This is a genomic window from Terrimonas ginsenosidimutans, assembly GCF_022012415.1.
In the GTDB taxonomy this organism is placed as follows: Bacteria; Bacteroidota; Bacteroidia; order Chitinophagales; family Chitinophagaceae; genus Terrimonas_A; species Terrimonas_A ginsenosidimutans.
The window spans coordinates 362,339-372,854 of sequence record NZ_JAKLTR010000004.1 but is presented as its reverse complement, the minus strand read 5'-3'; the positions used below and the strand labels follow the sequence as shown (position 1 = coordinate 372,854).

Annotated in this window: 8 protein-coding genes; 3 read left to right on the top strand and 5 right to left on the bottom strand. The window is 47.0% G+C overall.

Going from position 1 to position 10,516, the window contains the following annotated elements; genetic code table 11:
• Window positions 1-16 precede the first annotated feature (16 nt).
• Window positions 17-2,431 carry a zinc-dependent metalloprotease gene (locus LZZ85_RS09055; RefSeq protein ID WP_237870818.1) on the bottom strand — a complete coding sequence of 805 codons (2,415 nt, stop codon included), beginning with the start codon at window positions 2,429-2,431 and terminating at the stop codon, window positions 17-19.
• A 103-nt stretch (window positions 2,432-2,534) separates the two neighbouring features.
• Window positions 2,535-3,785, bottom strand: coding sequence for a vWA domain-containing protein (locus tag LZZ85_RS09050; protein WP_237870817.1), 1,251 nt, complete (start codon window positions 3,783-3,785; stop codon window positions 2,535-2,537).
• Window positions 3,786-4,392: 607 nt separating this feature from the next.
• On the opposite strand from LZZ85_RS09050, the gene LZZ85_RS09045 reads away from it, so the two are divergent.
• The gene (locus tag LZZ85_RS09045; protein ID WP_237870815.1) at window positions 4,393-4,632 is read left to right on the top strand and encodes a hypothetical protein; all 240 of its coding nucleotides are present in this window, start codon (window positions 4,393-4,395) and stop codon (window positions 4,630-4,632) included.
• On the opposite strand, the gene lpxD is transcribed toward LZZ85_RS09045, so the two are convergent.
• Window positions 4,629-5,672 (bottom strand): UDP-3-O-(3-hydroxymyristoyl)glucosamine N-acyltransferase, encoded by a 1,044-nt coding sequence (lpxD, locus tag LZZ85_RS09040; RefSeq protein WP_237870813.1) that lies wholly within the window; start codon window positions 5,670-5,672, stop codon window positions 4,629-4,631. The two genes, LZZ85_RS09045 and lpxD, sit on opposite strands and share 4 nt — an antisense overlap.
• Window positions 5,673-5,718: 46 nt before the next feature.
• A complete protein-coding gene (locus LZZ85_RS09035) occupies window positions 5,719-6,939 on the bottom strand; it encodes an HD domain-containing protein (RefSeq protein WP_237870811.1) in 1,221 nt (406 codons plus the stop codon).
• A gap of 181 nt (window positions 6,940-7,120) precedes the next feature.
• Here LZZ85_RS09035 and porX point away from each other — a divergent pair, with 181 nt between their 5' ends.
• A complete protein-coding gene (gene porX / locus LZZ85_RS09030) occupies window positions 7,121-8,680 on the top strand; it encodes a T9SS response regulator signal transducer PorX (RefSeq protein WP_237870809.1) in 1,560 nt (519 codons plus the stop codon).
• A 170-nt stretch (window positions 8,681-8,850) separates the two neighbouring features.
• Here the strand turns inward: porX and LZZ85_RS09025 are convergent, their stop codons facing one another.
• On the bottom strand, window positions 8,851-9,231 hold the full coding sequence (locus LZZ85_RS09025; protein ID WP_237870807.1) for a hypothetical protein: 381 nt from the start codon (window positions 9,229-9,231) through the stop codon (window positions 8,851-8,853).
• A 161-nt stretch (window positions 9,232-9,392) separates the two neighbouring features.
• On the opposite strand from LZZ85_RS09025, the gene LZZ85_RS09020 reads away from it, so the two are divergent.
• Entirely contained in the window at window positions 9,393-10,178 is a 786-nt protein-coding gene (locus LZZ85_RS09020) for an MBL fold metallo-hydrolase (protein ID WP_237870805.1), read from the top strand.
• Window positions 10,179-10,516 lie beyond the last annotated feature (338 nt).

Below are 10,516 nucleotides of genomic sequence, written 5' to 3'. Positions count from 1 at the left end.
CAACGGACAACGGACCCTATTCTTCACACCCGATTGGTGCTCCCGGAGGTGCTATCGCATGAAGGGTTGGTTTTGCATCGGCGGGCGTTTTCATTCTTTCAAGGGCAAGTAAAAGGTGCCCGTTATATAGGGAGTCGGTGGATGTTTTTCTTTTGGATTCGATGTATGATTTAAGTGAGGAAAGTGACTGAGATAGTACGGAGCGGGTCGCAAATGAGTTATTGTCATTTATGCCTGACGAAAGCAGGTACGTGAGCAATAGCTGCTCGGTTTGCTGTTGTATCAATCCTTCCGTCCCTTTTCTGCGGGGAGCTTTCCAGGTTGCGCCGATCACAAGATCCAGGACTTCAGGGAGCGCGAGCGTATTAGTTTGCGCAATATTGCCGGAGAGCCTGTTAAGCCGGTCGCTGTTGAACAGGAATGATAGCGGCAGGTCGGCAGCTGTTTCTGCGGGACTTAGTGCATCGAAAGCCATGCCTCCTCTTTTGCGGAAAAGTTCGCGGCTGCTGCCATAACCAGAAGGTCTGGGAGGAATGAGTTTGATTATCCGTTCCGGAAGAATTAATGCGGAAGGCTCTATGGTGGTGAGCACTGCCTGCAGGGCAGATAACTGTTCCTGGCGCGAAAGAGCTTTGGTGACCGTCTGTCCGTCACCACGCAATGCGTAACGGTAATCCATTCCGCCGACGAGCTTGACCGTCGCTTCAACCTGGTAACGATGAAAGAGGTAGATCGGCACCAGTGCATCTTCCAGGAAAGCCATGGGTGTGCCGGGGCGGATATTGTTCTCTCCGAACCTGCTCAACGCTTTTTCACGAACTTTCATCACATGCTTCAGTTCATCGATCGCATTGCTTCCGTTATCCCAGAGGTGCGCTGTAGGATGGAGTCCGCCGGGAGCACGTGCATCACGATCGCTGATGAACTGCATTCCTTTTTTGTCAGCATCTGTCAGAAGTTTGTTGAGCGCAGCTTTTTCATCTGTACCATTGGGAAAATCCTGGTACCCCCAGGTAATGCTAAGCTTATCCCATTCTCCGATTCCGTCCGCATACGCCTGGCTTAGATCGATGTTGCCATTGGCATCAAGCGTCGCTGCCGGTGGGGGATAGTCCATCACACTGGAACGATTGACGACACTGGCGGCATAGTTATGCATAAGTCCGAGTGTATGCCCTATTTCATGTGCCGATAATTGTTTCAAACGGTTCAATGCCATCTTCAGCATTTTGTTATCGGCAGGTATTCCATTTTCATAAGGAGAAAGCAGACCGCTTGCGATCAGGTAATCCTGACGTACACGCAGGGAACCCAGTGTTACGTTTCCTTTGATGATCTCGCCGGTGCGGGGATCAGAAACGGAATAGCCGTAAGACCAGCCACGTGTTGAACGGTGGACCCAGTTGATCATGTTATAGCGAACATCCATCGGATCAGCTTCTTCCGGCAGGATCTTCACCTGGAATGCGTTGATGTATCCGGCAGCTTCAAATGCCTGATTCCACCATTGCGCTCCTTCAAGAAGTGCACTGCGGATCGGTTCGGGCGTGCCATTGTCAAGATAATAGATAATGGGTTTTACCGCTTCACTTTTAGCGGCAGACGGATCTTTCTTTTGAAGCCTGTGGCGAATGATAAAATATTTATCGATCGGTTCGGTAACAGGTGTGCTGTAATCAAAATAAGACATGCTGATAAAGCTGCTGCGTGGATCAAATACACGGGCTTGATAGTTGTTGTCCGGTAGTTGCACGAAGGAGTGATGAAGCCGCAGTGTGATCGCTTCGGAAGATGGTGTAACCTGCTGGACAAAGTTACCTGCTTCGCCATCATTGTTCACAAAAGTCAATGTCGTTTCCAGTTCTGTATTCTGCGGAAAATTCTTGCTTTGCGGCAGATAGATCGCCGAACGTGTTTTATCCAGCGTATAATTTCCCTGACGCATGCCACGGATGCGGCTGGCCACTTTCATGGCATCGCGCATTAGAAAATCAGTAGCGTCTACCAGCACACGGCCGTTTGATTCGGCTTCAATGGTAAAACCCCAAAGGACAGACTGGGCAAAGGACTGCTCAACGGCGCGGCGTTCTGCCTTATCACTCGAGAGAGCGCGGTAGTCGTAGTTCGGTTGAGTCATCAGTAACTTGCGGCCGGTCCGGTTGAACCGCACAACACGATTGTCTCCCAACAACCCTCGATCAAGACCGATATCATTTGACCCAAGACCCGCCGGCAGCGAGTTGATGTACAGAATAGCCGAGTCCAGCTTGTCTATTTCAAGCCAGATCTTACCGCTGTTCTCGTCCCAGTAGAAATTAAGATACCCTTCATACTTTTTCAGATTCTTTGTTTTGTCGTCAATAGAAGGTAGTGCCTGCGCACGGGTGATAAACGGCAATAACGCCAGGAGAAAGAGCGTGATGCGAGCCATAACAGTTAGAGGTTTTAGTATGGCTCAAATTACGCCCAAAACGCGAATAAAATACAAACGCGAATGACCGCGAATGGCCGCGAATGACCGCGAATGAACGCGATCATTCGTGTATGATCATGTTGTACCGTTTTGCCTGCTGCCTGACGATCCGTTCAATTTCTGTTTCGAGGGTCTGATCTCCTTTGCCTGTTGCGTTTTTTGCTTTTTCGGTCGTGATAAAAGACTCCCTTTTCGTGTTGTTATCTTCAATGGCTTTCTGGATCTGTTTTCTTTCTGCTGATTTTTTATCTACAAAAACTTTCAGCTCTTCTCTTGATTTTGTCTTGAGGCTGTCGGGCAGAGTTTTCATGTCTACTTTTTTGTAAGCGGCCGCATCATTCTTGCTGGCATCTACGAGGTCCCAGGAGGCATTGTCGTACAGCTCTGCTTTAGCTTTTACGGAGGCACGCTTCGCCATTACGGACTTATTCATTTTGGAGTTCATCTTATCCACTTCTTCCTGCCTGAGAGAAGAGGCTGCGCCTTCGGCTCCATAGCCGATATAGGTTTTGTTAAGCTGTTCATTCAGTGCGAAAATGGTGCTGTCATACGGGGTGGCAATATCGTCGATCTTAGCATCCTGGTTGATATTGGTGAAGCTTCCTGAGCCGCATTCACTGCCGAGGTTCCAGTGTTCGCTGATCCCCTGCATTTTATCACCGCAATAGATCGTGTTCACGATCACATTCTTTTTCCGGGCTTCGGCGCATGCTTTGGTAAAGCTGAGTTTCCCCTGTAAGAAATCTTCATTACCGGCAATAAAGATGACTTTGTAGCTATTGGCAGCGGTATCCCATTTCATTTCGGTGAGCGAACTGTACATCACCTGTCCGCAGTATTCGTCACCGCCGTTTGTCGTAAGTGAGAACAGTTTTTTTGAGACCAGGTCCAGGTCGGATGTGAAGTTGGTGATCTGTTTTACGTATCCTTTCCTGAGATCATTGTCGTCTCTTCCATATTCATACAAAGCGATCTCTACTGTAGGCGCGGCGCCATCACAGGTGGCTTTTCCCATGACGCTGACCATATTCCATAATTGCGCTTTTGCCTGATCGATCAGGCCGTCCATGCTATTGCTTACATCGAGGAGAACGGCTGCCTGGATCTTTGCGGAGCTTTTCGGTAAAGGCTTGCCGGACGGAGTTGCACCGGCCTGACTTGTATCATCCGGCAGACCGGTACCGTCCGGTGGGTTGACTGTACTAATATATTTTTCAGGGGTATGACCCTTTTTGCCGGAAAATCTTGCAATGGCGTAAACGGAGGCGAACACGCAGAGGGCAATAGCTGCAGGTTTAATAAGGCTGTGCATATCAGATGGTTTTATGCAGCTGAAGATGCCAGAGAAGTACAATTGCACAAGGTGCCATCACGGCCGAAGTGGCTTTAGGGTTATTTTAACTCTTTTTGCGAGTATGATCAAAAAAGTCCTGAAGATCAGTCGAGGAAAGGCATAAGGTGTCAGGGGTTTGTTCTTGCCTTGTTTTTGTCTGATCCATTGTTCTTCCATTCATCTACCGTTAAATTTCGGAAGATGAATGGAGGATGAACGGAGGATGGCGGAATAATCTATGACTGATCCACGGCCATTCACTATTCAGAATGACCGAAGGTGATTAGTTTCCGGTTAAACGATCTGGAGATACTGGCGGGTCAGTGACCATCTTCGGGGGATTGCCAATGATCAGGCGTTTTTAAGGGGTATTGCCATTAATGCGCGTAATGTCAAACTAAAGTTCCTGTCCGGTTCGCCGGCTATCGGTCATTGGCTATCAGATTCGCATTGCGGCCTTATAGTCCCTGGACGTGGCGGTTTTGAGCTATGCAGGTGGTCGATATTCTACATCAATTCCGCAACCCATGCTTTGAGCTCACTGGCAGTATTATTGAATCAGGGTATTGACTTAATGATCATCAATATGAAAAAGCTATTTTGCCTTTTACTGACAGCGTCAGTTTTTGTTGCCTGTAATAATGAAGGAGAAACCGATGGTTCGGGGATTGACAGTATTCCTGTTCCGGCAGACAGTATGACGAATCCGAGTTCAAGTGATCCGAATAACCGGAACACGTCTGTATATGACACTTCCGCACGCCGGGATACTGCGTCTTATGAAAGAATGCAGCAGATCAAGACGGATGACAGTATACGGCGTTAACGGGTCTCGGTAAGAAGCTGCTTCAGCAATTGCTCAAGCTCTTTTACGCGTTTTTCGAGATCGGGCAGTTTTCTTGAAACAGCCTGGCTGCGAAGGGCGGAGGTATAGTCATATGCCGGTGAACCGGTTACGGCTTTGCCTGCGTCGATTGACTTGCTGACACCGCTTTGAGCGTTCACCTTGGAGCCATCCCCCAGCTGAATGTGACCGACAATGCCGGCCTGTCCACCGATCATCACGCCCTTTCCGATCTTTGTACTTCCGCTGACACCTGCCTGGGCAGCGATCACTGAACTGTTGCCGATCTCTACATTATGGGCGATCTGGATCAGGTTGTCCAGCTTGGCGCCTTTTCTTATGATCGTAGAACCGATCGTGGCGCGATCGATGGTTGTATTCGAGCCAACTTCGACCTGGTCTTCCAGTATTACATTACCGATCTGCGGCACTTTCTTAAAACTGCCGTCCGGCTGCGGAGCAAACCCAAATCCGTCGCTTCCGATGACCGTACCGGAATGGATGGTCACACTGTTCCCAACCTGGCAGTCATGATAGATCTTTACGCCGGGATGGATAATACAATTTTCACCGATCACTACATTATTGCCGATATATACCTGTGGGTAGATCTTTGTATTGTTGCCGATCTTTACATTCTCGCCGAGATAAGCAAATGCTCCGATGAAAACCTGCTGGCCATAGCTCGCAGTTTTGGCAATGTAGCTTGGCTCCTGGACGCCGGTCATTTGCTGCTGCATTATCTCCTGGTACTTGCTCAGCAAAGTAGCAAATGCCGAGTAAGCATCCGGTACCCTGATCAGTGTTGTCTGCACAGGTTGCTTAAGCTCATAAGCTTCACTGATGATGATAACGCTGGCGCGTGTGGTATATAGATAGTCTTCGTACTTGGGATTGGCAAGGAAACTAAGTTGACCTTCTTTCGCTTCTTCAATCTTTCCGAAGGATCCAACCGTCGCATTGGGGTCTCCTTCTATCTTACCACTAACTATCAATGCTATCTGCGATGCAGGAAATATCATGAATAAAAAGTTTATGTCGGGTGAGCAACGGCAAGTTTTAAGCCAGTCAAACCCTCCAGCAACAAATGTAATATTTTTTAACAGTGCTGCTGAGATTGTGTTGTATCAATGCATTGTCTACCTGAGAAATATCGCGGATGGTCCCATCTTTGAAAAGGATATTGATCTTCTCATCAGCCGGGTTGTAAGTTGTATTGCTGGCCTCGCCGGTGAATACAAAATAATTAGCGACCTCTTCAGGCGTGAAACCGAGTTCTGCACTCAGTTCCTGTACTTTTCCGGCAAGCAGTTCCTCGCTGATAGGGTCTGCCTGTAGTTTCACTTTGTAAAGCTTCCTGTCGATCAGTGAGCGGCACAAGAGACGTAGAATTTTATCAGGATGCCGGCACCAGTTCTTGACGGTAGCCATCATATCATGATCATCAAGCTGGCAGAAGGTCTGTAGAACGTCGGCAATATTGGTAAAATCCTGCGGATTCTTCAGCATATTATCCAGCACATCTGACGCAGCCTGCAGGGGGATCCCCTGGCGTATCAGCTCTTTTGCGCGGCCGATTATCTTAATCAGCATCATTTCGGCTCCCATTACTGTTTTGTGGAGATATACCTGCCAGTACATTAATCGTCTTGAAACAAGGAATTTTTCGATCGAATAGATGGCTTTTTCTTCGACCATCAGGTCTCCGTCCTTTACGGTCAGCATTTTGATGATCCGGTCATAACCGATCACACCCTCTGCCACACCGGTAAAAAAACTGTCGCGGTTGAGATAATCCATCCTGTCTACATCCAATTGTCCGGAAACAAGCTGGTGCAAAAATCTTTTGGGATGATTATTGGTGAAGATATCGAGTGCGGTTTGAAGCTGGCCACCCAGTTCTTCGTTCAGCACCTGCATAATGCGGAAAGAGATATGTTCGTGATGAACGCCGGGGATCAGTTCCTGTTCAAGTGCATGGGAAAAAGGTCCATGGCCTGCGTCGTGGAGCAGGATGGCGATCTTTGCGCCGAGTTCTTCGTTCGCCGTGATCTCAATGCCTTTGCTTTTTAGTTCGGAAAGTGCATTGCACATGAGGTGGTAGGCTCCCAGCGAATGATGCAGGCGTGAATGCACTGCGCCAGGATACACCAGGTGGGCAAACGCCATCTGATGTATATTACGAAGCCTTTGATAATATGGATGCGATATGATCTGTAAGATCAGTGGGTGGTCAATTGTAATAAAACCGTATACCGGATCGTTGATGATCTTTCTGACTGCAGGCATTGTTGCGTTTTTGTTAAAGACCCAGCGGGGAATCGGCAAAATTACGGAAGCGGGAGCGGAAAAGGCTATTTTTGGAGGAAACCGTCTAAAAGTAAAAAGTAAAAGGTCAAAAGTAAAAACGACATTACTGATGAGGAACTACTTTTTTCAATTTTTAATTTTGACTTTTTAATTAGCACACATGGCATTGGTAAAAATTATCTGGGTAGACGATGAGATCGAAAGTTTACAATCGCAAAAGCTTTTCCTCGAAAATAAAGGCTACGAAGTACAGACATTTACAAATGGGTTTGATGCGATCGATTATGTGAAAGAGAATCATGTGGACGTGGTGCTGATCGATGAGAGCATGCCGGGTATTACAGGGCTGGAGACGCTGGCCAAGATCAAGGAAATGAAGCAGTCGCTCCCGGTTGTACTGATCACCAAAAATGAAACGGAGAACCTGATGGATGAAGCCATCGGCAGCCAGATCAGTGATTACCTGATCAAGCCGGTCAATCCTAACCAGGTCTGGCTAAGCCTGAAAAAGATCATCGATAATAAAAGACTTGTTGCGGAAAAAACGACAACGGCCTACCAGCAGCAATTCAGGCATTTGTTCATGGCATTGAACAGTAATCCTGACTACAACGAATGGATGGATATCTATAAGAAACTGGTGTACTGGGAACTGGAAATGCAGAAGAGCGACAGCCCGGAGATGCAGGAGGTGTTGCAAAGCCAGAAAGGTGAAGCGAATACGGAGTTCTTCAAATTTGTTTCACGTAATTATGCATCATGGATAAATCCGAAAAGCGGGGACGGTCCGGTGATGAGCCATTCGCTTGTTCAATTCAAAGTGCTACCGCATATTGAGAAGGGCACTCCCTTGTTTTTTGTGTTGATCGATAACCTGCGTTTTGATCAATGGCGTGCGATCCAGCCCATTTTTGCCGAAAGCTTCCGCATACTGGAGGAGGATAGTTTTTACAGCATTCTTCCGACAGCCACACAATATGCGCGTAACGCGATCTTTGCCGGGATGCTGCCGATGGAGATAGAAAAGAAATTTCCGCAGCAATGGAAGAATGATGATGAGGAAGGAGGGAAGAACCTGCATGAAGAAGAATTCTTCCGTGCGCAATTGAAAAGGTTTGGGAAAGGTGATTTGAAAGTCTCCTATACGAAAGTGCTGAATAATCATGCAGGTCTTGAACTGATGAACAATATCCATAACCTGCTGAACAATGATATCAACGTGATCGTCTACAACTTTGTGGATATGCTGAGCCATGCGCGTACAGAGATGGAAGTACTGAAGGAACTGGCTGGTGACGAGATGAGTTACCGTTCTATAACAACCAGTTGGTTTGAACACTCCCCTCTACACCAGGCGTTGAAAAAGATCGCGGATAAAAATATCCGGATCGTTTTGGCAACAGATCATGGAAGTGTGCGGGTGAAAACTCCCTACAAGGTGATCGGAGATAAACAGACCACTACAAATCTCCGGTATAAGCATGGCCGGAACCTGAACTATGAACAAAAAGAGGTGCTGGCATATCGTGAACCGAAGGAGATCGGACTGCCTTCACCAACGATCAATTCATCATTCATATTTGCGAAAGAGGATGGGTTTCTTTGCTATCCCAACAATTACAATCACTACGTGAATTATTACCGTAACACCTTCCAGCATGGTGGCGTCAGCCTGGAAGAGATGATCGTGCCGGTGATAAAGATGGAGAGCAAAGGGTGACACTCCGCTGGTTTGTGAAGTCGTTTAACGCCATTTCGGCGTCGATGTTTTAAACTCCTGAGGAGGTAATTAAATTGACGCATCGCAAGATAAAATAGAAAAGGAAAGGATCTCACTTCAGAGATCCTTTCCTTTTCTATTTTATCGTTATAATCGTTCGGGCAAATAGCTTAAGACGGCTGCTCACCGTTTTCTTCCGTCTTGTCCCCTTCTCTTTCTCTTTCTTTCGCTTCTTCCGCTTCTTTGCTTTCCATGATAGCCAGGTTGGCCATGATCTCAGCATGGAGTTTTCTGCCGTCTTCGGGAAGAAAATCAGCGTGGATGTCCAGCTGTGGGATCAGGTCGATCAGTGTGTTTACCCGTCCTTCCACCTGAAGAAATTTGTTTAAAACCACTACTTTTTTCTGTTCCAGGATGCAGTATCCGCTCTGGAAGGTTCCCCTTTCATAGCGCAGGACATATCCGGCTTCTTCAGGGATAGCTTCAAGTTTATCGAGGAAGGATTGCGTGTATTTTATATTCATCAGATCAGTAATATTAGTAAGTGACATACAAAAGTACGTTGATTGGAAGGGGGACAGGAATAAGCTAACCGTAAGTTTTCCACAGAGACGATGGCAGATGACCGATGACCGATGGCAGATGACCGATGGTCACCGTTCACCGGATCTTCTCGGTACCGGAGAACGGCATAAAATCATTATTTTTACCCGTGTCATATCCTTCTCTCAAAATAACTTTTCTCGGTACAGGTACGAGCAGCGGTGTTCCGATGATAGCGTGTCCCTGTGAGGTCTGTGCTTCCGGCGATAAACGGGATAAACGGCTGCGTTCAAGTATCATGGTTGAATCGGCCACGACGCGTTTGGTGGTGGATACAGGACCCGATTTCAGGTACCAGATGTTAAGGGAAAGAGTGAAAACGCTTGATGCGGTCATTTTTACGCACCCGCATAAAGATCATCTGGCCGGGCTGGATGATATCCGCGCGTTCAATTATTTCTCCCGAAAGTCAATCGATATTTATGCAAATGCCATGACGGAGGAGGCGGTACGCCGTGATTTCTATTATGCGTTTACGGAGAATAAATTTCCCGGATTGCCCGAGTTGACCATGCATTCCATGACTGAGGAGCCATTTATAGTAGGTGATATTCCCGTAACGCCAATTCAGGTGTGGCATCTCAGGATGCCTGTGATGGGGTTTCGCTTTGGCCAGTTCACATATATCACAGATGCTAACCGGATAGAACCCGATTCAAAGGAAAAGATCCGCGGTTCGGATGTGATGGTGCTGAACGCACTTCGGAAAGAATCGCATGTTTCGCATTTTACGCTGGATGAAGCAGCTGGTATTGCAAAGGAGTTAAATATTCCGAGAGCTTATTTTACACATCTTTCGCATCAGATGGGATTACATGCAATGGTGGAACCGGAGCTCCCGCCAGGGATGCATATTGCATATGATGGACTGGTGATTGAAATGCCGGGGAGTTAAACAGATAAAATAACGAAAGAGCCGGGTGATCAGGCGCTTCCACCCTTTGGTCGGGTGTTTTCTCTTTCAGAAGGAACCATCTGTCATATAGATAGTTATAGAGCTTTTCTTTATTCCAGTAATGAAAAATACTAAACACTATTTTTAATACCGGCCTGAAGGAGAAGGGAAATATTGAAATAACTACCCTAACGCTTGTTAGTTACCTGAAGTTTTTTATATATTGCACCTGACTTCTATCGATTGCATTTTAAACGCTAAGGGTGCTACGCGGTGTGCCATCTTCCCGGGACTAAGTGATAGGGACGGTGGCACATCTTTTTATCTAAACAATAAAC